Annotated in this window: 18 protein-coding genes and 1 pseudogene; 10 read left to right on the top strand and 9 right to left on the bottom strand. The window is 72.5% G+C overall.

All coding sequences use genetic code 11. The annotated features are described in order from the left end of the window. The first annotated feature begins 75 nt into the window (after nucleotides 1-75). The 3 genes from ACFC09_RS34245 to ACFC09_RS34235 all read left to right on the top strand — a co-directional run bounded on the left by ACFC09_RS34245 (nucleotide 76) and on the right by ACFC09_RS34235 (nucleotide 2,109). Entirely contained in the window at nucleotides 76-318 is a 243-nt protein-coding gene (locus ACFC09_RS34245; protein ID WP_376534798.1) for a DUF397 domain-containing protein, read from the top strand. A 148-nt stretch (nucleotides 319-466) separates the two neighbouring features. Then, entirely contained in the window at nucleotides 467-1,411 is a 945-nt protein-coding gene (locus tag ACFC09_RS34240) for a universal stress protein (RefSeq protein ID WP_376534796.1), read from the top strand. A 200-nt stretch (nucleotides 1,412-1,611) separates the two neighbouring features. Beyond that, nucleotides 1,612-2,109 (top strand): hypothetical protein, encoded by a 498-nt coding sequence (locus ACFC09_RS34235; protein ID WP_376534794.1) that lies wholly within the window; start codon nucleotides 1,612-1,614, stop codon nucleotides 2,107-2,109. A 9-nt stretch (nucleotides 2,110-2,118) separates the two neighbouring features. Here the strand turns inward: ACFC09_RS34235 and ACFC09_RS34230 are convergent. Together ACFC09_RS34230 and ACFC09_RS34225 are read right to left on the bottom strand one after the other, a co-directional pair. Then, nucleotides 2,119-4,099: pseudogene (locus ACFC09_RS34230) on the bottom strand (N-acetylmuramoyl-L-alanine amidase). 345 nt (nucleotides 4,100-4,444) lie between these two features. Beyond that, a complete protein-coding gene (locus ACFC09_RS34225) occupies nucleotides 4,445-5,584 on the bottom strand; it encodes an aminoglycoside phosphotransferase family protein (protein ID WP_376534792.1) in 1,140 nt (379 codons plus the stop codon). Between the two features lie 254 nt (nucleotides 5,585-5,838). On the opposite strand from ACFC09_RS34225, the gene ACFC09_RS34220 reads away from it, so the two are divergent. Continuing rightward, nucleotides 5,839-7,332, top strand: coding sequence for a hypothetical protein (locus ACFC09_RS34220; RefSeq protein WP_376534790.1), 1,494 nt, complete (start codon nucleotides 5,839-5,841; stop codon nucleotides 7,330-7,332). An 81-nt stretch (nucleotides 7,333-7,413) separates the two neighbouring features. Here the strand turns inward: ACFC09_RS34220 and ACFC09_RS34215 are convergent, their stop codons facing one another. After that, nucleotides 7,414-8,862, bottom strand: coding sequence for a SpoIIE family protein phosphatase (locus ACFC09_RS34215; RefSeq protein WP_376534788.1), 1,449 nt, complete (start codon nucleotides 8,860-8,862; stop codon nucleotides 7,414-7,416). A 364-nt stretch (nucleotides 8,863-9,226) separates the two neighbouring features. On the opposite strand from ACFC09_RS34215, the gene ACFC09_RS34210 reads away from it, so the two are divergent. Next, the gene (locus tag ACFC09_RS34210; protein WP_376534786.1) at nucleotides 9,227-9,640 is read left to right on the top strand and encodes an SsgA family sporulation/cell division regulator; all 414 of its coding nucleotides are present in this window, start codon (nucleotides 9,227-9,229) and stop codon (nucleotides 9,638-9,640) included. A gap of 91 nt (nucleotides 9,641-9,731) precedes the next feature. Here the strand turns inward: ACFC09_RS34210 and ACFC09_RS34205 are convergent, their stop codons facing one another. Together ACFC09_RS34205 and ACFC09_RS34200 are read right to left on the bottom strand one after the other, a co-directional pair. Further along, nucleotides 9,732-10,751 carry a Gfo/Idh/MocA family protein gene (locus tag ACFC09_RS34205; protein WP_376534784.1) on the bottom strand — a complete coding sequence of 340 codons (1,020 nt, stop codon included), beginning with the start codon at nucleotides 10,749-10,751 and terminating at the stop codon, nucleotides 9,732-9,734. Nucleotides 10,752-10,812: 61 nt separating this feature from the next. Next, nucleotides 10,813-11,907: a chemotaxis protein gene (locus tag ACFC09_RS34200; RefSeq protein ID WP_376534782.1), complete on the bottom strand. Its 1,095-nt coding sequence runs from the start codon at nucleotides 11,905-11,907 to the stop codon at nucleotides 10,813-10,815. A gap of 128 nt (nucleotides 11,908-12,035) precedes the next feature. Between ACFC09_RS34200 and ACFC09_RS34195 the strand changes: the two genes are divergently transcribed. Together ACFC09_RS34195 and asnB are read left to right on the top strand one after the other, a co-directional pair. After that, nucleotides 12,036-12,461 (top strand): hypothetical protein, encoded by a 426-nt coding sequence (locus ACFC09_RS34195; RefSeq protein ID WP_376534780.1) that lies wholly within the window; start codon nucleotides 12,036-12,038, stop codon nucleotides 12,459-12,461. A gap of 352 nt (nucleotides 12,462-12,813) precedes the next feature. Next, the gene (gene asnB / locus ACFC09_RS34190; RefSeq protein WP_376534778.1) at nucleotides 12,814-14,655 is read left to right on the top strand and encodes an asparagine synthase (glutamine-hydrolyzing); all 1,842 of its coding nucleotides are present in this window, start codon (nucleotides 12,814-12,816) and stop codon (nucleotides 14,653-14,655) included. On the opposite strand, the gene ACFC09_RS34185 is transcribed toward asnB, so the two are convergent. Both ACFC09_RS34185 and ACFC09_RS34180 read right to left on the bottom strand, forming a co-directional pair. Next, complete coding sequence (locus ACFC09_RS34185; protein ID WP_376534776.1) at nucleotides 14,648-15,163, bottom strand: DUF4232 domain-containing protein; 516 nt, start codon at nucleotides 15,161-15,163, stop codon at nucleotides 14,648-14,650. The genes asnB and ACFC09_RS34185 overlap by 8 nt on opposite strands. 223 nt (nucleotides 15,164-15,386) lie before the next feature. Beyond that, a complete protein-coding gene (locus tag ACFC09_RS34180) occupies nucleotides 15,387-16,955 on the bottom strand; it encodes an alpha/beta hydrolase (protein ID WP_376534774.1) in 1,569 nt (522 codons plus the stop codon). A gap of 237 nt (nucleotides 16,956-17,192) precedes the next feature. Between ACFC09_RS34180 and ACFC09_RS34175 the strand changes: the two genes are divergently transcribed. Further along, entirely contained in the window at nucleotides 17,193-17,879 is a 687-nt protein-coding gene (locus tag ACFC09_RS34175) for a chaplin (RefSeq protein WP_376534772.1), read from the top strand. A gap of 245 nt (nucleotides 17,880-18,124) precedes the next feature. Here the strand turns inward: ACFC09_RS34175 and ACFC09_RS34170 are convergent, their stop codons facing one another. Next, complete coding sequence (locus tag ACFC09_RS34170; RefSeq protein ID WP_376534770.1) at nucleotides 18,125-18,607, bottom strand: nucleoside deaminase; 483 nt, start codon at nucleotides 18,605-18,607, stop codon at nucleotides 18,125-18,127. Nucleotides 18,608-18,878: 271 nt separating this feature from the next. On the opposite strand from ACFC09_RS34170, the gene ACFC09_RS34165 reads away from it, so the two are divergent. After that, nucleotides 18,879-19,664: a GNAT family N-acetyltransferase gene (locus ACFC09_RS34165; protein ID WP_376534768.1), complete on the top strand. Its 786-nt coding sequence runs from the start codon at nucleotides 18,879-18,881 to the stop codon at nucleotides 19,662-19,664. A 66-nt stretch (nucleotides 19,665-19,730) separates the two neighbouring features. On the opposite strand, the gene ACFC09_RS34160 is transcribed toward ACFC09_RS34165, so the two are convergent. Next, nucleotides 19,731-19,994 (bottom strand): GlsB/YeaQ/YmgE family stress response membrane protein, encoded by a 264-nt coding sequence (locus ACFC09_RS34160; RefSeq protein WP_376534766.1) that lies wholly within the window; start codon nucleotides 19,992-19,994, stop codon nucleotides 19,731-19,733. Between the two features lie 215 nt (nucleotides 19,995-20,209). Between ACFC09_RS34160 and ACFC09_RS34155 the strand changes: the two genes are divergently transcribed. Further along, complete coding sequence (locus ACFC09_RS34155; protein ID WP_376534764.1) at nucleotides 20,210-21,658, top strand: hydrolase; 1,449 nt, start codon at nucleotides 20,210-20,212, stop codon at nucleotides 21,656-21,658. The last annotated feature ends 41 nt before the right edge of the window (nucleotides 21,659-21,699 follow it).

Here is a 21,699-nt window from a genome sequence, read left to right as displayed (position 1 = left end):
CCCACACGTGGCCTGTCGGCCGTCGGAACCGATCGCTAGGCTGGCCGCGGACGACGAACCGGGAGGAGCACGGACGTGGCCGAGAGCACCACCCAGCAGCAGCCGCTCAGGGGCTGGGACAAGCCGGATCTGGACCTCAGCAACGCCGATTGGCAGTCCAGCAGCCGAGGGCTTGGCGATGTCCAGATCGCCTTTGTCGAGGGCTTCATCGCGATGCGCAACAGCGGTCGCCCGCAGAGCCCTTCCCTGATCTTCACTCCGGCCGAATGGGGTGCCTTCGTCTCCGGCGCGCGGGAAGGCGAGTTCGACCTGACCTGACCCGCGCGGCACCGGGTGCGCCGCCGAGCCGATCCGGGGGACTTCCGCACCGATTTCCCAACACGCGCCCGACCGGGCCGTCCCGGGACCGGCACCTGGGCGAGGCTGACCCCCGCAAGGCACAGCCGCATCCCGGAGGTCAGGAACCATGAGCACGCTGCCGGTGATCGCCGCGGTCGACGGTTCGGACGACAGCCTGCGTGCCCTGGACTGGGCTCTCGACGCCGCCAGGCGCCGCGCGGCACCGCTGCGCGTGGTCCATGTGCGGCAGTACGCGCCGTGGGGCCGGCCCGAGGTGCTGATCGCCGGCCCGCCCGAACCGGACGACGACGACATCCTCGACGCGGTGCGCACCCGGCTGCGCGGCCCGGCGGCCGGGCAGGCCGTCGAGTACGTCGCGTTGTCCGGCGCGCCCGCCGCGGTGCTGCCCGCCCTGGGCGCCGAGGCACAACTGCTGGTGCTCGGCTCCCGGGGGCGGGGCGGCTTCGCCAGCCTGCTGCTCGGCTCCAACGGCCTGGCCGCCGCCCGCGCCGCGCAGTGCCCGGTCGTCGTCGTGCCCCGGCCCGGCCGCGACACGGGTGCCGCCGCGACGGCGGGGGAGCACGGCGAGCCGCCGGCCGGGCCAGGGCCCCGGGTGGTCGTGGGCGTGGACGTGGACGACCCCGACGACGCCACGCCCGCTTTCGCCTTCACCGAGGCCGGTCTGCGCGGGGCCCGCCTCCAGGTGATCGCCGCCTACCGGTGGCCCGCGCTGCCGCTGCCGGCGCCCGGCGGCCTCGTCCCGCCCGCCATCGACCAGGCCGCCGTGGAGCACGAGACCAGGACCCTCACCGAGGACCTCCTCGCACCGCACCGCGCCCGGCACCCGGATGTCCGCGCCGACGCCCTGGCGCTGCCCGGCGACGCGGCCGGCAACCTGGTCGCGGCCTCGGGCGGGGCAGCTCTGGTCGTCGTCGGCCGGCACCGGCGGCGGCTGCTCGCGCCCGCCCCGATGATGGGCTCCGTCACCCAGGCCGTCCTGCTGCACGCGGCGAGCCCGATCGCCGTCGTACCGCCCGCACCGCCGCAGGAGTCCGTACCGCCGCGGGACTGACCCGGCTCCCCCGCCCGGCCCACCGGAACCCCGCCCGCCGATCGCCGCCCGCCGGACGCCACCCACCGAACCCTGTCCGCCGGAACGCCGCCCAGGGGCCGCGCGGCCGGTCGCCCGCGGGTTCCGCGGCGTGGCACGGCTCCCCTGACGGGACGCCGCCCGGGCGCCGTCGACCGGGCCCGGGCACGTACCATGGCCGCATGTCGTTCCTCCGTCGCCGCAGCGCCACGCCCGCCGGGCCCGACTTCGACGTCCTGGCCATGGACCCGGGCGACTGGCCCGGCAATCTGGGCGCGGGCCTGCTGCCCGCCCCCGACGGCAGCTGCCAGGGCGTCTTCCTGCGTTACGACCTGTTCGGCGGCCGTGGCCCCGCCATGATCATCGGCAATCTCCCGGAGGGCTCCCCGGCCCGTGACGTCGCCGAGGGGGAGATCCCCTTCGAGGTGGCCCAACTGCTGCTGGCGCTGGAGAACGACGAGGAGGTCACGGTCACCGGCACCGAGGACATGCCGGTGCTCCAGGGCGACAACCTGCTGATCGTGCGCCGGCTGAAGCTCACCGAGACCCGGATCTCATGCGTGCAGTTCGACCGCAGCGACGGCATCCTGGTCACCATCGCGGCCTGGGACCGGCCCATCACCGACGACCTGTACGCCCTGCTGAAGCCGCTCCCGGCGGAGCTTTTCCAGCAGGGCTGACGACGGCCGTCAGCCGGCCGACGACCGCACGTCCACGTCGGCGGCGCGCACATACGCCACCCGGTGGCCGTACTGGATCTGGTAGTATAGGTCCTTGCCCACCACGACCCACCACGACCCGGTGCGAGTCGGTGGCGAAGGTGACCGCGTAGAAGTACTCGCCGGGCAGCTCGTCACCGACGACGTACTCCTGGCCCGCCGGGATCGTGTACGACAGCGGAGACACCGCCTGCGCGGGCACTCCCGTCGGGTACGCCTCCTTCTCCGGGTAGGCCCGGCCGTACACCGGAACGCTCGCACGCCCCGCCTTGGGCGTGATCACGAGCCCGGAGGCGTTCACGGCCGTCGGCTGTCCGGCCGGGTTGCGGAACCATGCCTGCTGTCCCAGGTACCAGATCGCCGTCCAGTCGCCCCAGCGGTCGGCCACCGCGTACTGCTGCCCGGTCGAGACCCGCGAGGACAGGTCGTTCACACCGGTGGTCGGGGCGGTGCCGAGGCCGATGTCCTTGATCAGCGCGGAGTTCTCGTCGTGGTCCGAGTACAGCCGCACCTCGCTCGACCCGTGCGCCGGGCACGGCTCGCCCGCGGTGGTGCAGCCCGTGTAGACCGGCTGGTTCTTCGCGTAGTCCGGCAGGATCGTGACCAGCCCGCCGTTCCTGCCCGCCGTGCGCTTGAACGGGTGACCCAGCAGCTCGAAGTAGTGCCGCCAGTCCCAGTACGGACCCGGGTCGGTGTGCATGCCGGGCACGGAGGAGGTGGTCGGCCCCGGCACGTTGTCGTGGCCGAGGATGTGCTGCCGGTCCAGCGGGACGTCGTACTCGGCGGCGAGGTACTTCACCAGCCGGGCCGACGACCGGTACATCGCCTCCGTGTACCAGGCGTCGGGCGAGGCGAGGAAGCCCTCGTGCTCGATGCCGACCGACTTGGCGTTGACGTACCAGTTGCCCGCGTGCCACGCCACGTCCTTCGCCTTGACGTGCTGGGCGATCAGGCCGTCCGTGGAGCGGATGGTGTAGTTCCACGACACGTAGGTCGGGTCCTGGATCAGGTTGAGGACGCCGTCCCAGGTGCCCTCGGTGTCATGGATGACGATGTAGTCGATGCCCTGCGAGGCCGGCCTGTTTCCCAGGTCGTGGTTGCCGTAGTCGTTGTCCCCGAACTCCTCGTACGGGGCCGGCAGCCAGGTGCAGGACACCGACGCGGGGCACTCCGTGCCGTCCTGGTCGGCCGGGGCGAGACCGGCCCGCTTCAACTGCCCGGTGTCCGCGGACAGGCCCGGCCGCGCGGCCAGCGCGACCGCCTGCCCCTGGTCCGTGGTGCGCTTCGCGCCGGTGCGCAGCACGTCGTACACGTCGTTCGCGTAGGAAGCGGCGGTCGCGGTGTCGTCCGCGCCGGAGAACCGGGCCACCGCGCCGTACCACTCGGCCGGATCGGAGCCGAGGGGCCGGCCCAGCTCCTTCTGGGCCGCGGCGAGCAGCGCGGCGCCTCCGGCGACGTTGGCGGCCGGGTCGGTGCGCAGCTCGGCCGCCGGGATCCCGGTCAGCCGGGCGGCCCGCGGCAGCGTTTCGAGCCGGTCGGGGAGAGCGGCGGCGTCCGGCACGCTCACCTTCGGGTGCCGGGCCGGGCGGGCGCTGTCACCGCGGGCGTCCTCGGCGCCCTCGCCGTGGTGCGGTGCGGCGGCGAGCGCGGTGTGCGCGTCGGTGAGGTGCATCGGGCCGTAGCCGCCGGACACGCTCGGCGCGCCGGCGTGCGTGTCCCAACGGGACTGGAGGTAGGAGACGGCCAGCAGGACGCTCTGCGGCACGTGGTACTCGGCTGCCGCGGAGGCGAAGGCCCCCTGGAGGTCGCCGGCGGCGGACCGGCCGGCGCCCTGGGACGGTGCGGCGCCCAGCAGCGGCAGCAGCAGCGCCGCGGCGGCGATGCCTCCTGCGGCCCTGCGCGTACGTCTCCCGCGCGGAGCGGACGTGGGGTCGGTGGCGGATCCTCGCAATGCGGCCTCCTGGGACGATCGAGCGCGGTGGGGCGTGCGGGGCTGAGCGATGCTCAGTGGTACCGGTTCGCCGACGATCCGTCAATCATGCCCAGGAAACAGCGATTTCCCACGTCAGACGGGGGTGAGAGAGTTTCGTGGCTGCGCCGCGCGGGCCTGCGGGGCGTCAGTGGCGTACACCAATGACCCAGGTGCGCACCGGGAACGCGGGGGACTGCCAGGGGCGCGCCGGGGGCGTGCATCGGGCCGACCGCGCCAGGCGACTTGGAGTACGGAACCGGCGCGGGCCCGGCGCGCGGCGCGACCCGCGGTGCACCGCCTCGGGCGCACCGCGGGCCGGTTCCGTCAGCGGGTGCCGACCGCCGCGCGCACGGCCCGGCGGGCCAGTTGGCAGTCGTCGTGCAGCCGCCGCAGCAGCAGGCGCTGCTCCTCCCCGGACGGTACGCCACCCGCCGCGGCCGGGCCGGAGGCCGCCGGGGGCGCGTCGTGCATCGAACGCTGCACGGCCGTCTCGTAGGTACGGATCTCCCGGGTCAGGACGAGCATCAGATTCACCAGGAAGGCGTCCCGCGACGCCGGGCCGGCCGACTGGGCGAGCTGGCTGATCTGCCGCCGTGCCACCGGCGCGTCCCCGAGGACCGACCACAGCACCGCCAGGTCGTACCCCGGCAGGTACCAGCCCGCGTGCTCCCAGTCCACCAGCACCGGGCCCGTCGGAGAGAGCAGGAGGTTGGAGAGCAGGGCGTCACCGTGGCAGAACTGGCCCATGCCCTGGCGGCCCGTCGCGTGCGCGATGCCGTGCAGCAGCTTCTGCAGGTCGCCGAGGTCCCGGTCGGTGAGCAGCCCCAGTCCGTGGTACCTGGCGATACGGGCCGCGTAGTCGAGGGGCGCGTCGAACGTGCCCGCCGGTGGCCGCCAGGCGTTGAGCCGGCAGATCGCGCCGAGGGCCGCACGGATGTCCGGGCGGGGCGGGGCCTCGGCCGGGTGCCGTTGCAGCGCCGCCACCCGGCCCTGCATGCGCTCGATCACCAGGGTGCAGTTGTCCGGATCCGCCGCGATCAGCCTCGGCACCCGGACGGGCGGCCGGTGCCGGACGAACGAGCGGTATGCCGCTATTTCGTGGCGGATGCGCTCCGCCCAGGCGGGCGACTGGTCCAGGAGACACTTGGCGACGGCCGTGCTGCGTCCCGTCGTGCCGACCAGGAGCACGGACCGCCCGCTGCGCCGTAGCAGCTGCACCGGAGTGAACTCCGGGCAGATGCGGTGCACCGACGCGATGGCCGCGCGCAGTTGCGCCCCCTGGGGACCGGACAAGTCGAGTCTCCCGCTGAGCGGTTGAGTGCCCGGCCCCGCGGTGCGCGGTGGCCGCCCCACGCCCGGCACGCCGGTCCCCGGATGCGCGGGAGCGAGGTAGGGCCCGCCGCCCGCGGGACGGGGACGCATCGGCCGGGGCGGAGCGGACACGGAGGACGATGCTGCGTACATGGGCGATACAGATCCCTTCGTGTTCCTGCAGTGTCTGCCTGGTGCGCGCGCCCACCCGGCCCGGTTGCCCGGGTGCATCCTGGGGAATGCGCCCGTCTGGAGGAGTGGTAGCCGGGTCGGGGTGGCGCGTTCCTACCTGACACCCGATGTGCAGTGGCACACCATCTGGCGCACCCTGGCGAACCCTGGCGAATAGTCGCCCGGCACCTTACGCCGGGCTACTGTCAACTCAGCCGAGAACCTGGGGGCTTGACGTGAGCGGACAATCCAACACCCGGCTCGCGGATCTGTTCGGCCTGGCCGGCTGGTCCAAGGGCGAACTCGCGAGGCTGGTCAACCGGCAGGCGGCGGCCATGGGCCACCCCCAACTGGCGACCGACACCTCCCGGGTGCGGCGGTGGATCGACATGGGAGAGATCCCGCGCGATCCGGTGCCGCGGGTGCTGGCGGCCCTGTTCACCGAGCGTCTCGGTCGTGTCGTGACCATCGAGGACCTCGGTCTGGTGCGGCACGGGCGTACGGGGAAGCGGCCGGCCGGCGGGAGAGTGGAACATCCCGACGGTGTGCCGTGGGCGCCCGAACGGACTGCCGCGGTCCTCACCGAATTCACGGGAATGGACCTCATGCTCAACCGACGCGGCTTGGTGGGCGCGGGTGCAGCGCTCACCGCGGGATCCGCACTCAGCAGTGCCATGTACGAGTGGCTGCACACCGACCCCACACTCAGGACCGACGCCCCTGCCCTCCAAGACCCCCTGCACGCCGACCCCGCTGGGTTCGACCGTTACGAGGCCGCCCCCATCGGGTCGCAGGAGATCGAGGAACTGGAACGTTCGGTCGAGGTGTTCCGGGTGTGGGACGCGGCCCGCGGTGGCGGGTTGCAACGCAAGGCGGTCGTGGGCCAGCTCAACGAGGTGGGCGGCATGCTCGCCTACCGTCACCCCGACCATCTGCAGCGGCGCCTGTGGGGCGTCGCGGCCAACCTCGCCGTCCTCGCCGGCTGGATGTCGCACGACGTCGGCCTGGAGCCCACGGCCCAGAAGTACTTCGTCATCGCCGCCCACGCGGCCCGGGAGGGCGGCGACCGGCCCCGCGCCGGGGAGGCGCTCTCCCGAGCGGCTCGCCAGATGGTGCACCTGGGTCGGCCCGACGACGCACTCGACCTGATGAAACTCGCCCAGTCCGGCTCGGGCTCCGAGATGCTGCCGCGCACCCGGGCCATGCTCCACACCATCGAGGCCTGGGCACAGGCGTCGATGGGCAAGGGCCAGGCGATGCGCCGCACCCTCGGCCAGGCGGAGGACCTCTTCGTCTCGGACCGGGGCGACGTGCCACCGCCGAGCTGGATGCAGATGTTCAAGGAGGAGGACCTGTACGGCATGCAGGCACTGGCCTACCGGACCCTGGCCGAGTTCGAGCCGGGGGCGGCCGCGCACGCCCAGCACTTCGCGGAGAAGGCCCTGGCCCTGCGGATCGACGGCCGTCAGCGGTCGAAGATCTTCGACTTCCTGTCCATGGCGTCCGCGTGCTTCATCGCCGACGACCCCGAACAGGCGGACCGGTACGCCCGGCTGGCCCTGATGTCGATGGGATCGAACTCCTCCCACCGCACCTGGGACCGGTTGAGCAAGATGTACCGGCTCACCGCCGAATTCGCCGGCTATCCGAAGATCAACGAACTGCGGGAGGAGATCGAGCTGGCCCTGCCCAAACCCAGGAGCAGGGGAAGCAGGAGCGCACAGGCGTAGGGCGTCCGTGCGCGCATTCCGGCGAAGTGCCCTCGCGGGTCCTGGCCGGAGCATCACCCGGGGCAGCGCTCCCGGGGTTTCCTAGGCGGGCAGCTTGGCGATGAGCACGCAGGCGTCGTCCTCACGCTCGCCCGCGCCGAACTCCTCCACGACCAGCCGCACGCAGTCCTCCGCGGTGGGCGCTGCGGCGAAGCGCGGGGCCAGGTCGAGGAGGCGGTCCACGGCGTCCGTTCCGCTGTGCCCGCGTACCAAGGCGTCGGTGCGCAGTAGAAGCAGGTCGCCGGGTTCGAGGGTCGCTTCGGCCTGTCCGTAGGCGGCTGACGGGGTCGTGCCGAGCAGGACGCCCCCGGGGGCTGCCAGCATGCGCCCCGTCCCGTCGCGGTACAGCAACGGGGCGGGGTGTCCTGCTTGGGCCCATTCGAGGGTCCGGTCGGCGGGCCGGTAGCGGCAGCAGACGGCGCTGGCCGGTGCGGGGTGTGCGGAGGTGTCCAGTAACTGGTTCAGCAGGTCCATCAGCCTGCCCGGCCGGTTGCCCGCCAGCGCCATGCCGCGTACGGCGCCCATCAGCATCGTCTTGTCCGAGGCGACGGTGATGCCGTGCCCGGTGAGGTCGCCCACGCCGAGCAGGGTGTCACCGTCCGGCAGTTGGAGGGTGTCGTACCAGTCGCCGCAGGTCGGCGGGCCTGCCGCGGCGGTGAGACGGCGCGCCGCGATGTCCAGGGACCGCGGTCCCCGGTGCGGGAGCCCGCGCGCCTCGTGCGACGGGGGCAGCACGGGCTCCTGCCGTTCGGCCGCGAGTCCGCCCCCGGTCTGCGCCTGCCGACGGTGACGCCGCAGCGAGTCACGGGTCTCGCGCACCGTCCACTGGCTGCGCCGCAGTTCACTGACGTCCCGCAGCACGGCCCACATCGCGGCCGTGCTGCCGTCGGCGTCCGGCACCGGCTCGCCCATCATGTGCAGGGTGCGCACGGACCCGTCGGGCCGTACGACCCGGAATTCCCCGTCGATCGGTTTGGCGTCGACGAGGCAGTCCGTGACCATCGCCGTGAGCTTCGGGCGGTCCTCGTCGAGGACCAGGGACGGCAGTTCGTCCAAGGTGAGCGCCGGCGCGGACGGGGAGCGGCCGAGGATCCGGTACAGGTCCTCGGACCAACTGGCCTCGTCCGTGAGCAGGTTCCACTCCGCGCTGCCGACCCGGCTGAGCAGTGAGCCGGTGGGCCCGCGATCGAGGCCACCGGGGACGGGCCCGGCCGGTCCGGCCTGCCGGAGCACCGGCTGCGCGGGGACGGTCGGCGGCGGGTCGTCCCGCAACTGCGCCAAGTGCTCGTCGAGGTCGCTGAGCTGATGCAGCGCCAGGTCGTACAGTGCGCGCTGCCAGCGCTCGTGCGGGTCCGCGGTGTCGCCGTGGGTGTCCCTCCGTACGGCGTCCACCTCGCCCTTGAGCCGCCGCGTCTGCGATATCAACGCCTCGACCGAGCCGCGCGCGGGCGGCTGGGCGGCGGGGCGATCCGCAGAGAGGTGGGGCGGCATGACGCACTCCGATGCGGGGACGGTACGGCCAAGAAGGAAGGGGGAGCGGTAACGACTGTTGCACAGCCCGCGACGCCCTGTAAGGGATTTGGCAATACACGATACGGTGGTGCTTCTGACATATGCCAGAGTCTCAACTGCAAGTCCGCCTCGTGCCATCAGCGTACGCGGCCGGGCGGGGCAAGTCGTAGCCCGAGTACGCGGTTTGACCGATCCGTCGGCCTGTCGTTGTGGCGCACCGCGTTCAGGTGTTCGGCGCGCTGAGGTTCCGTGGTGGTCATGCCGGCTCGCATGGTGACGTACATCACATCACAGGGTGCCGCGCAGGGTGTCATACACCCCGGTCCCTCGTGCTCGTAAGAACATGGACATCTGTATCCGGCAGCCCGCCCGAGCCCGTCTGATCACGGCCGAGGACCCGGAAGTCCCCGTGTCCGCCACCCTGCGCTACTCCGTGCAGGATCCGCTCGCCGTGTTCGTCGACTTCCCGCCGGAGGCGGCCCTCGACGGCGAGAGCGTCACCTGGACCTTCGCCCGCTCTCTGCTGGACGAGGGGCTGGCCGCGCCCGCCGGGGACGGCGACGTGCACGTCCGGCCGTGCGGACGCGGCTGCACGGTCATGGAGTTCCATTCACCGTACGGCGTCGCCCTGCTCGGGTTCGAGACCGCGGAACTGCGCCGCTTCCTCGCGCGCAGCTACGCCGTGGTGGCGGAGGGGACGGAGGACATCGGGGCCGTCGTCGAACGCGCGCTCGGCACGCTGTTCGGCAGCGTCTGACCCGGGCGGCGGCCCGATCCCGCGTCGGCGGCGGGAGCGCACCCGGCGTCGGCCTCGGAGGGCCTGACGGCGGCCGGCGGTCCACCGAGTGTCAGTCGTCGGCGTACAGGTCGGGGCGGCGCGGGAGTTCGACGGTCGTACGGCGGCCCGTCTCCAGCGCCCGGACCCCGGCCTCGGCGACGACCGAGGAGGCGTAGCCGTCCCACACGCTCGGACCGGTGACCCGTCCCCGGCGGGTGGCGTCGACCCAGGCGCGCAGCTCGCGGTCGTAGGCGTCGGCGAAGCGGACGACGTAGTCCTGCGCCACCTCCTCGCGGGCGCCGCCCCGTGCGGTGACCACCATGGTGTGCTCGTCGCCGATGCGGGCGCTGCCCGCCTCGCACACGGCCTCGCAGCGCACCTGGTAGCCGAAGCCGCAGTTGACGAAGATCTCCACGTCCACGAGGGCGCCGTGCTCGGTCTCGAACACCACGAACTGCGGGTCGGCCAGACCGTCCGGGGCGCCGCCCGAGGGCGTGGGGCGCAGTACGGTCACGGCGGTCAGCTCCTGGCCGAGCAGCCAGCGGGCCGCGTCGATCTCGTGCGAGACGGAGCTGTCGATCAGCATCGCGCTGGTGAAGCCGGGCGGCGAGGAGACGTTGCGGTGGGTGCAGTGCAGCATCAGCGGGCGTCCCAGACTGCCGCCGTCCAGCAGGGACTTCAGGCGCTGGTACTCGGCGTCGTAGCGCCGCATGAACCCGATCTGCGCCAGTCGCCGGCCCAGCCGGGTCTCCGCCTCAAGCACCCTGAGCGCCCCTGCGGAGTCGGGCACCATGGGTTTCTCGCACAGGACCGGCAGGCCGCGGTCGAAGGCGGCGAGGAGGGCCTCCTCGTGCGCCGGTCCCGGCGAGGCGATCAGGACGGCGTCCACGCCGGGCGCGTCCAGCGCGGCCACCGCCTCGGTGTGCACCGACACGCCGTCCAGGCCCGACACCGCCTCCTTGACCCGCTGGGTGTCGGGATCGGCGACGGCGGCCACCCTGGCGCCGCTCACCCCGTGGGCGAGGCGTCGGATGTGATCGGCCCCCATGTGTCCGGCGCCCAGTACCGCGACGCCCAGCACCTCAGCCATCTGTGCCCTTCCTCCCGGCCGGTGATCACGCCGTAGCGTACGCCGCGGTGGGAAGGAGCCGTCAGTACCGCAGCACGCCGGCGATGCCGTCCGCGTGATCCAGGGTGCCGTCCGGCACGAAGCGCACGTCGGCGCCGGTCTCCAGGCACTGCTCGACGATCTCGTCCACGATGTCCTCGCGGGCGTCGAGGTCCCCGGTCTCGGCGGGGACCAGATGGTCACCGTCGTCGCGGACGGTCACCCGGTGGTTCTCCTCGACGGCGAGCAGCCGGATCCGGCCCTCGCGGGCGCTGCGCCAGACCTCGTCGACACCTGCGGCGAACTCCTTGCGGCCCCGGGCCGCGTCCAGTTCCTCGGCCACGCGGTCGGCGGCCTTGCCCGCCTCCGCGTCGATCACCGGCCGGACGGTCTGCCACACCGCTTCGGGGGTACCGTTCGCCAGCCCGCCGTGCGGGATGTGCACGGCCTCCTTCGCGACGGCGCCGACCTCGTCCAGCAGGGAGAGCGCGGCCTGTTCACCGGTGACGTACAGCGGTCTCGGGTGCTCGCGCAGGACCACGGTCATCGCCGTGTCGGCCTCGCGCAGGAACTGCCGGGTGCCCTCGTCACGGAAGATGCTCGGGACGTCCCCGATCCGCTCCTGGCGCTCGGCGTCGAAGTTCTCCCGGTTCCGGGAGAGCGGGAAGCCCTCGGCATGGCTCTCGGCGACCCGGTCGACCGCGCCGGTCCACAGGGTGACGCGGTCGGCGGAGACCGAGAGCACCCAGAACGGCCGCTCGGCGGCGTGCGCGGAGACGAGGTTGCGGGTCAGGAAGGTGTCCGAGAGCACCACCCGCTCGGGCACGGTACGGGCCAGCGACCACACCTGGTGCTCGCCCGGCGCGGCGAAGATCACCAGGCCGTTCTCGGCGTGGGCGAGATCCACCTCGGTGAGGGCCCGGTCCAGCTGGCCGACCACGTCCGCGCGCCGGTCCCGGGTGACGGCGGGGTCGGACTCCAGTTGCTTCTTGGCCTCGGCCAGCACATTGCGCAGCCGGACCGGATCCTGGGCGTTGCCGGGCTCGCGGCGGTGTGTGGGTGTCAGCACGGACACCGCCGGATAGGCGCGCGGGCGTCGCAGTTCGGCGAGGGTCGCGGGACTGAGTGCGTGCTCCATAAGAGCACGATAGGGCGGATTCACATGTGGGGCATTTGGGGTAAATAGCTGCATGTGCCATGGCTCTCGCCGTGCCGTCGCGATCGGTGGACGGCGACGGGGGCCGCGGCCGCAGGAGGTGTGTGCAGATGGCCCGGCTGGTCGTGGAGGGGCGGGATCTGGTCCTGCGCCTGAGTGGCCCGGAGCGGCTGCTGGTCCGGCGTCCGCGCGCCGTCCGGATCCCGTGGGTGGCGGTGCGCGACGCGGTGGTCGAGCCCGACTGGTGGCGCGCGCTGCGCGGCCTGCCACGGTTCGGCCGGTGGCTGCCCGACCGGTTCTGCGTGGGGGAGTGGCGTCACCACGAGGGCCGGGACCTGGTCGCCGTCCGTGAGCACGGACCGGTCGTCGTGGTCGACCTGTGGCCCGGCCGTGCCCGGTATGCCCGCCTCGTGGTCTCCGTCCCCGATCCGGAAGGTGTGGTCCGGGCCGTTCGGCAGGCGATGCGGACGGCATCCGTGCCGGACGGTGCTCGGTCTGCGCCGACGGGTTCGCGGGAGCGGTCCCACCGAGGGTGACGGCGGATGCACCGAGCGCACATCCTGCGCCAGGTTCGCTTGATCAAAACTACAAAACATACGGCACGCGGAGAGGGCATCGGGCGATTTAGGGAGATTTTTACCAATGGCCGGTTCCTGGCGGATTCTGCCGGTCGGCACCCGGGATTGCGGGTCTCGTACGGGCAAAGCGCGTCCGAAAGTGTGAAGCGGCGGGGTCCGCCGCGTTACGTCCGCGTTGACCGAGCGCCGTCCCAGGCGCACCCTCGATATATAGGTGCTAACTACAACTTGTTCGGTGACAGACCGGACCCACCCACGAAGACGCAGGTGAGGCGCGGTACCGAGGCCGGACTGGAAGCAGGAGGAAGGTATGTGCGGCATCACCGGCTGGGTTTCCTTCAACCGCGACCTGCACTCCGAGGCCGCGACATTGGATGCGATGACCGAGACGATGGCCTGCCGCGGTCCGGACGACCGCGGCACCTGGATCGACGGTCCCGCCGCCCTGGGCCACCGCAGGCTCGCCATCATCGACCTGATAGGCGGGCGGCAGCCCATGACGGTCAGTACACCGGAGGGAACGGTCGGGCTGGTCTACTCGGGCGAGGCGTACAACTACACCGAACTCCGGCAGCAGCTGACCGCCCGCGGCCACCGCTTCACCACCGACTCGGACACCGAGGTCGTGCTGCGCGGCTATCTCGAATGGGGTGACGCGCTGGCCGAACGGCTCAACGGCATGTTCGCCTTCGCCGTCTGGGACGGCCGCGTCAAGAAGCTCGTGATGATCCGCGACCGGATGGGCATCAAGCCCTTCTACTACTACCCGACGCCCGACGGCGTCCTGTTCGGCTCCGAGCCCAAGGCGATCCTCGCCAATCCACTGGTCCGGCCTCGGGTCGGCATGGACGGCCTGCGTGAGCTGTTCACCTTCGTCAAGACGCCCGGACACGCCGTGTGGGAGGGCATGAACGAGGTGAAGCCCGGCACCGTCGTCACCGTCGACCGCTCCGGCCTGCGCACCCGCGTCTACTGGCGGCTGGAGACCCGGCCGCACGCCGACGACCAGGCCGCCACCGTGGCCAACGTCCGCACCCTCCTCGACGACATCGTGCGCCGCCAACTGGTCGCCGACGTGCCGCGCTGCACCCTGCTGTCGGGCGGGCTCGACTCCTCCGCCATGACCGCGCTCGCCGCCCGGCAGCTCGCCGAGCAGGGCGAGAAGGTGCGCAGCTTCGCCGTCGACTTCGTGGGCCAGACCGATCACTTCGTGCCCGACGGGCTGCGCGCCACCCCCGACACCCCGTTCGTGCACGACGTGGCCCGGCTCGCCGGCACCGACCACCACGACATCGTGCTCGGCTCCGAGGCCCTCGCCGACCCCGCCGTCCGGGCGAAGGTACTGCGCGCCCGCGACCTGCCCGCCGGCTTCGGCGACATGGACTCCTCGCTCTACCTGCTGTTCCAGGCCGTGCGCGGCCAGTCCACGGTCGCCCTGTCCGGTGAGTCCGCCGACGAGGTCTTCGGCGGCTACCAGCAGTTCTTCGACGAGGAGGTGCGCCGCGCCGACACCTTCCCCTGGCTCCACATGGCGAACGAGCACATCGGCAGGGACACCGACGTACTGCGTCCGGACCTGGCCAAGAGCCTGGAACTCGACGCGTACATCGGCGACGCCTACAGCGCCGCCGTCGCCGACATCGTCCGCCTCGACGGCGAGAGCGACTTCGAGTACCGGATGCGCCGCATCTGCTACCTCCACCTGACCCGCTTCGTCCGTGCCCTGCTCGACCGGAAGGACCGGATGAGCATGGCCGTCGGCCTGGAGGTCCGGGTGCCCTTCTGCGACCACCGGCTCGTCGAGTACGTCTACAACACCCCTTGGTCCCTGAAGTCCTTCGACGGCCGGGAGAAGAGTCTGCTGCGCGAGGCCACCGCCGACGTCATCCCGCGGTCGGTGTACGACCGGGTCAAGAGCCCCTACCCGTCCACCCAGGACCCCCAGTACGGCCTCGCCCTCCAGGAGCAGGCCAAGGACCTGGTGGCCCGGCCGGACCACCAGGTGTTCTCCGTCGTGGACCGGGAGCGGGTCGACCAGGCCGCCCACCGGGAGCTGCCCGCGGGTTCCCAGGCGGCCCGGCGCGGCCTGGAGCGCACCCTGGACCTGGCCCTCTGGATGGACCTCTACGAGCCCGAGCTGATCCTCAGCTGAGCCCGATCGCCCGGTCCGCGGCCGCCGCCGACGGCTGCCACCAGGTCGTCACCGGCTCCCACACCCGTACGGCCGCACCCGCGCCCAGCTCCGCCGCGGTGAACCCGCGTCCCCGGTGGGCCGGGTCCGCCGCGACGGAGACGGTGTCCACCGGGCGGGCCTGCGGGTCCGCCGGGTCGGCGACGGTCCGCACGGCGGCGTACGCGGTCCGGCCCGCGCCGATCCGGTAGGTGCCGATGGCGCCGTCGGGCACCGGCCGGGCCGCGCCGTCCAGGTCGCCGAAGGTGACCGTGGGCACGCGGTCGACGACACAGGCGTGGCCGGAGCGGTTGGTCACCCCGATCCGCAGCACGGACGGATCGGCGGGTGCCACCGCGGCCCGCACGGTCGGTGCCCGCTCCGGGCAGACGGCGTCGCGGGCGGCCACCGCGCCGTGCGGCGCGGCGAGCAGCAGGGACGCGGCGGCGAGGGCGAGGGCCGGGACGGCCGCGGCGGTTCGGACACGCATCGTGGATTCCCCCTGGACGGTGGGTCGGTACGGCTGCGGCGGGACGCGCCCGCCTGCTTGATGTGACGGCCCGGACGGCCCGGAGGTTGTGGCCGGTCGGCACCGTCACCCGTCCGTGGCACCGCGCGACGAGGGCGCGTACTGCGATGAGGGCGCGTACTGCGACGAGGGCCTCACCCGCTCCTGCCGCCGTCCGTATCGCGGGGCCGCGCGGTGCGGGGCGTCACCCGACCGGGTCCGCCGGGCAGGAACTCCCGTCGGCGGGCAGCGAACCGTACAGCAGGAAGTCGTCGATCTTGCGGTGGACGCACTTGGACGACGAGTAACCGGTGTGGCCCGAGCCCTTGTTGTCGAGTACCACCGCCGAGGTGCCGAGCCTGCGGGCGGTCTCCATGGTCCAGCGGTACGGCGTGGCGGGGTCGCCGCGGGTGCCCACCAGGAGCACCTGCGCCGTGTCGACGTCCTTGACCCGGTCACGGACGAAGTCCGTCCCCCCGGGCCGCCCGTAGCACATCAGGAGGTCGGCCAGCCGGTACCGGCCGAAGACCGGCGACGCCTTCTCGTACGCGGCGCGCAGCCGCCCGATGTCCTTGGTGATCTGTTCGGCGCCGGGGCGGTCCGGGTCGTCCGCGCAGTTGATCGCCATCAGCGCGGCCGACAGGTTGTCCACGGGTATGTCCGCCTCGTCGACGAGCCCGCCGCCGGACCCGCGCGCCGGCGTCAGCCCACCCGTCGCGAGGCCCGCCACGCCACGTGTGTCCCCGTCGTTCACCAGGGAGACCACGGCACGTTCGAGCGACGGCCACAGCTCCTTGCTGTAGAGGCCCTGGCCGATGGCGCTCACCAGGTCGTGTCCGGAGAGCCGGCCGCCGAAGCCGGTGGGTGCCGGATGCGCGTCGAGCCCGCGGACCAGTTTCAGGACCTGGTCCCCGGCCGTGCGCCGGTCCTGGCCGAAGGGGCAGCCGCGGTCCCGCACGCACCACTGCAGGAAGTCGTCCAGCGCGGTCTGCTGGCCCTGCGCGCTCGCCAGCCCCTGTTCGGCCAGGGGTTCGGTGAGGGTGTCCACGCCGTCCAGCGCCATCCGGCCCACCTTGCCCGGGAACTGGGCGGCGTAGACCGCGCCGAGCCGGGTGCCGTAGGAGAAGCCGAGGTAGTTGAGCTTCTCGTCGCCGAGGGCCTGGCGTATGACGTCCAGGTCCCGGGAGGCGTTGAGGGTGCCTATGTGGGGCAGGACGGGGCCGGAGTGCCGGGTGCACTCGGCGGCCACCTTCCGCAACAGCTCCATCAGCGCCTTCGGGTCTGCGTGGTCGGTGCCGTCACCCGTCACGGCCGAGGTGCTGGTGGCGCCCTCCCCGCAGCTGACGGGCGAGGACCGGCCGACCCCGCGCGGATCGAAGGTGACCACGTCGTAGCCGTTGGTCAGCCCGAGGTACGCCTTGCCGGACGTGGCGAGCGAGCTGATGCCCGCGCCGCCCGGACCGCCGAAGTTCAGCAGCACGGAGCCCCGGGACGTGCCGGTCGCCCGGTACCGGCCCAGCGCCACGTCGAGCGTGCCGGCCTCGGGCCGCGCGTAGTCCAACGGGACCGTCACCTTGCCGCACTGCATGTCCTTGCCGGCCCCGGATCCCTGGCAGGCCGACCAGGTGACCCGCTGTCGGTAGAAGCGCGACAGGTCGGGCTGGGCCGAGGTGGCGGACCCGACGGGCAGTCCGGCGCCGAACAGGGCCAGCGTGAGGACTCCGGCACTCGCGCAGCGCCGGACGGCGGACCGCGTGGGGAGCTTTGCCGGCATCGATGCCTCCAGGGGAGCCCCGCTGCGGTCCGGGGCAGCGCTTCCGCTCACCATAAGCGGGCTGCGGAATGCACGCCTCCGGGCGCATTGGTTCTGTTTTCGAGGGATTCACGACTGGTTCGATAACTGTGTCGCTCAATGGGGTGAAAGGTCGATAAGCCATAACTCGGACGGGTCGTAGGCGTTTATTCCGATACGGGCGAGCGCCCGTGACGATGTCTGGAAGGCAGGGAGCCTATGAAACGGGTTACCCGAAACGGTGTGATCGCCGTCGCAGCCGCCTCGGGGGCGATGGCCGTGACGATGCCGGCGCACGCCGACTCCGCCGCGAACGGTTCCGCGGCCGGATCGCCGGGGCTGATCTCCGGCAACACCATTCAGCTCCCGGTGCACGTCCCGGTGAACGTGTGCGGGAACACGGTGAACGTGGTGGGGCTCCTCAACCCGGCCGCGGGCAACGCCTGCGCCAACAAGGGAGGCAGCGGCGCCGGGAGCGAAGGAACGGCCCCCTCGGGCGGGGCGACCGCCCACAGCGGGGCGAAGGATTCACCCGGTGTGCTCTCCGGCAACGGCATCCAACTGCCGGTCGATCTCCCGGTCAACGTGAGCGGCAACAGCGTGAACGTGGTGGGAATCGGCAATCCGGTCTTCGGCAACCACTCCGAGAACACCCCCGGTGACCACCCGGCGAAGCCCACCCCGCCGCGGGCCACCCCGCCGGTCAAGCCACCGGCCACCCCGCCGGCCCCGCCCCGGGCCCAGCCCCCCGCCCCGGCGGTGAGCCACCGCGCCGCGCCGCCGGCCGACGCTGTCCTCGCCCACACGGGTACGGACCTGACCGCACCCGCGGTCGGGGCGAGCGCGGCGCTGCTGCTCTCCGGCGCCGCCCTGTACCGCCGGTACCGGCCGGGCGCGGGGCGCTGAGGCACCACCGGGGCCGTGGCCGGTGCCCCCGGCCGGACAGTGACCGGCCGGGCATCCGCCACGGCCCCGGGTAACGGGTCGGGGCCGGTCGCCCTGCGGGGCGGTCCGGTCGACCCGCGGGTCCGGTGCACGGCACCGGACCCGCACCGCTCAGGGCGCTCTCGTCGACGCGCTCCGCCGAGCGGGCCGTGCGGTCCCGTAGGGCGGGAGCGTCGGCGCGGGCGCTTTCGCGGCACCTGGGTGCGTCAGTCCGCGGCCCCGTGGAACCTCCGGTGCAGCGCGCGCACCTCCCCGGTCAGCTCCGGCACCGGACCCCCGACGCGCACCTCCGGCGCCACCGCGCTGATCGGCAGTGGCCGTACCGGCGCCGCCGGCACGCCCAACTCTCCCAGCCAGCACACCAGTTGTTCCGTGGACGCCACATAGACGATCCGGCCAAGACCGACCCAGGCGTGCGCCGCCGCGCACATCGGGCAGTGCTCGCCGGACGTGTACACGGTGGCGGCGGCCCGCTCCTGCGGGGTCAGCCGTGCCGCGGCCCAGCGGGCCAGCTCGAACTCCGGATGCCGGGTACGGTCCCCGGAGGCCACCCGGTTGTGGTCCTCGGCGAGCACGGTCCCGTCGGCGGCGACGAGGACCGACCCGAACGGCTCGTCCCCCGCCTCCAACGCCTCGGCCGCCAGCTCCACACACCGGCGCAGATACGGCAGCTCGTCGTCCCTCACCATGGCGCACACCCTTTCGCGCTCTCTCGCCGTACGGTTTCGGGCGCACGGTACGGCGGACGGGCCCGGAGCCACCTCATTGGACGGACGGCACGGCGTGGCGGGTCTCCTCGCGGTGCGTTCCTTTCGGCCGCGTGCCGCATGGCGCATCGCCCCGTACCGGTCCGCCCCGCCCCGCCGCGGTCGACCCCGCAGCGGACGTCCGGTGCGGGCGTCCGCTGCGCCGCCCCGAAATTCCGTTGCCGTGTTCGACTCCTGATGCTGAAGTGACCTCATGGACCGCACAGCCGTACTCGCCCACTACGACCACGACATGCGCGCGGGCGCACAGCCCGACGGCCCCGGGGCTCGGATCGAACGCACCGCCACCGTGGTCCGGCAGGTCGCCGAGGCCCACGGCTGGAACGGTGTCCTGTGGTCCGCCCTGGACGAGACGAACGCGGACGCGGTCATCGCGGCGCAGATCGCGTACTACACCGGCCTCGGTCATGCGTTCGAGTGGAAGCTGCACGGCCACGACCTTCCCGGCGACCTCGGACCGCGCCTGGCCGCGGCCGGATTCACGTCCGAACCCGAGGAGGCGCTGATGGTCGCGGAGACCGCCGAGGTGGTCGCGCTGACCGCGGACGCCGAACTGCCGGAGGGCGTCCGGGTCCAGCGCGCCGACGACGCGGCGGGGATCGATCGCGTGGTCGACGTGCACGAGAAGGTGTTCGGCACGGACGGGAGCGGGCTGCGGCACCGGCTGCTCACCCATCTCGCCGTCGATCCCGGCTCGCTCCTCGTGCTCGTCGCGCTCGCCGGCGACGAACCGGTGAGCGCGGCCCGGCTGGAACTGGTGCCGGGCACGCGGTTCGCCGGGCTGTGGGGCGGCGGGACCCTCGCCGCCTGGCGCGGCCGTGGCCTCTACCGCACCCTGATCGCCCACCGCGCCCGGACCGCCGCGGCCCACGGCTTCCGCTACCTCCAGGTGGACGCCTCGCCGATGAGCCGTCCCGTCCTCGAACGCCTCGGCTTCCACGTCCTGACCACCACGACGCCCTACCTCTACGAGGCGTAGCGGCCCGCCGCGGGCGGCGCGGTCCGCGGCGGGCGCCGTCACCGCCGGTTCGGCGTGAGGCCGGACTCAGCGCTGTGGCCGGGTCCGGTCCAGGGCCGCCACGCCCACCGCCGCGAGGCCGATCTGGATGAACCACTCGATCCAGTCCGGTCCCTTTGTGTCGGCGACCCCGAATCCGGCGGCGATCGCCGAGCCCAGCAGCGCGGCCACGATGCCGACGAGGATCGTCAACAGGACACCGATGCGCTGTCGGCCGGGCACGACCAGCCGCCCCAGCACGCCGATGACGATGCCGATGACGACGGCACTGATGACACCTGAGATCTCCATCTCCGCCCCTCTTCGTCGAAATCCCCCGTTGTTGTGCAATGTGCCCGCTGAATCCGGAGGCAGTCCGGTCCGGTTGGTGCCGGGGCTCTCTGTTCACCACCCGGACACGCCATGTACCTTTCAATCGATTGACGCGGGTAGAACCATCACCTCTGTTCTACGCGCGCAGACTTCGCGCCCGCACCGCCTCTACCCCACCCACGGAGGTCCGCCGGATGCTCGGAATCAGAACGTCCCCCCGCAGACTCACCACCGCCCTGGCCGGGTTCGCGCTGCTCGTCGCTGGAGCGGCCCTTCAGGTCGGTACGGCGGCCGGCCCCGCGCACGCGGCCACCACTCACCGCATCCTGTTCGACAACGCCCATGCCGAGACGGCCGGAAACGCCGACTGGATCATCTCCACCAGCCAGCCCGACCCGCTCGGCCAGGACTCCTCCCCGTCCGCCGAGACGGACTGGACCGGCGCCCTCTCCTCCTGGGGCGTCGCCCTGCAGAAGGCGGGCGGCTACAGCCTGAAGACGCTGCCCTCCGGTTCCAGCCTGAGCTACGGCGGCTCCTCGACCACCGACCTGTCGAACTTCGACACCCTGGTCCTGCCCGAGCCGAACACCCTGTTCACCAGCGCCGAGAAGACGGCGATCATGAACTTCGTCAAGAACGGCGGCGGCCTGTTCATGATCTCCGACCACAACGGGTCGGACCGCAACAACGACGGCGCCGACTCGGTCAAGATCCTCAACGATCTGATGACCAACAACACCGTCGACTCGACCGACCCGTTCGGTTTCTCGATCGACGTGCAGAACATCAGCTCCGGCTACCCCGCGGCCATCAGCGACAGCACCGACCCGGTCCTGCACGGCTCGTTCGGCACGGTCACCAAGAGCCTCATCGCCAGCGGCACCACGGCCACCCTCAAGCCCTCCGACAATCCGGCGGTCAAGGGCCTGCTCTACCGCTCCGGCTACTCAGGGAACACCGGCGCCTTCTTCGCCACCAGCACCTTCGGCAGCGGCCGGGTCGCCTTCTGGGGTGACAGCTCGCCGATCGACGACGGCACCGGCCAGTCGGGCAACACCCTGTACGACGGCTGGAACGACACCGGCGCCACCAACGCGGCCCTCGCCCTCAACGCCACCGCCTGGCTCGCCGGTTCGGGCGGCAGCGGCGGCGGGGACGGCGGCTCCGGCACCTGCACCGCCGCCCAACTGCTCCGCAACAACGGCTTCGAGTCGGGCAACACCACCTGGAGCGCCACCAGCGGTGTCATCACCAACTCCAGCGGCGAGGCCGCCCGCACGGGCTCGTACTATGCCTGGCTCGGCGGCACCGGCACCGCCGTCACCGACACCCTCTCCCAGTCGGTGACCATCCCGTCCGGCTGCTCCGCGACCCTGAGCTTCTACCTGCACATCGACACCGCGGAGACCACCACCAGCACGGCCTACGACACCCTGAAGGTCCAGGTCCTGAACAGCTCCGGCACGGTCCTGAGCACACCCGCGACGTACTCCAACCTGAACGCCGCCGCCGGCTACACCCAGCGCAGCTTCGACCTGAGCGGGTACGCGGGCCAGACCGTCACGGTCAAGTTCACCGGCACGGAGGGCTCCAAGCTCCAGACGTCGTTCGTCGTCGACGACACGGCGGTGAACGTCAGCTGACCCGACCGAGGGAGGCGGGCCACCCGGCCCGCCCCCTCGAT

The organism is Streptomyces sp. NPDC056161, from assembly GCF_042268025.1.
Taxonomy (GTDB): domain Bacteria; phylum Actinomycetota; class Actinomycetes; order Streptomycetales; family Streptomycetaceae; genus Streptomyces.
The sequence above is the reverse complement of the archived record's forward strand: the minus strand, read 5'-3'. Positions and strand labels throughout refer to the sequence as shown.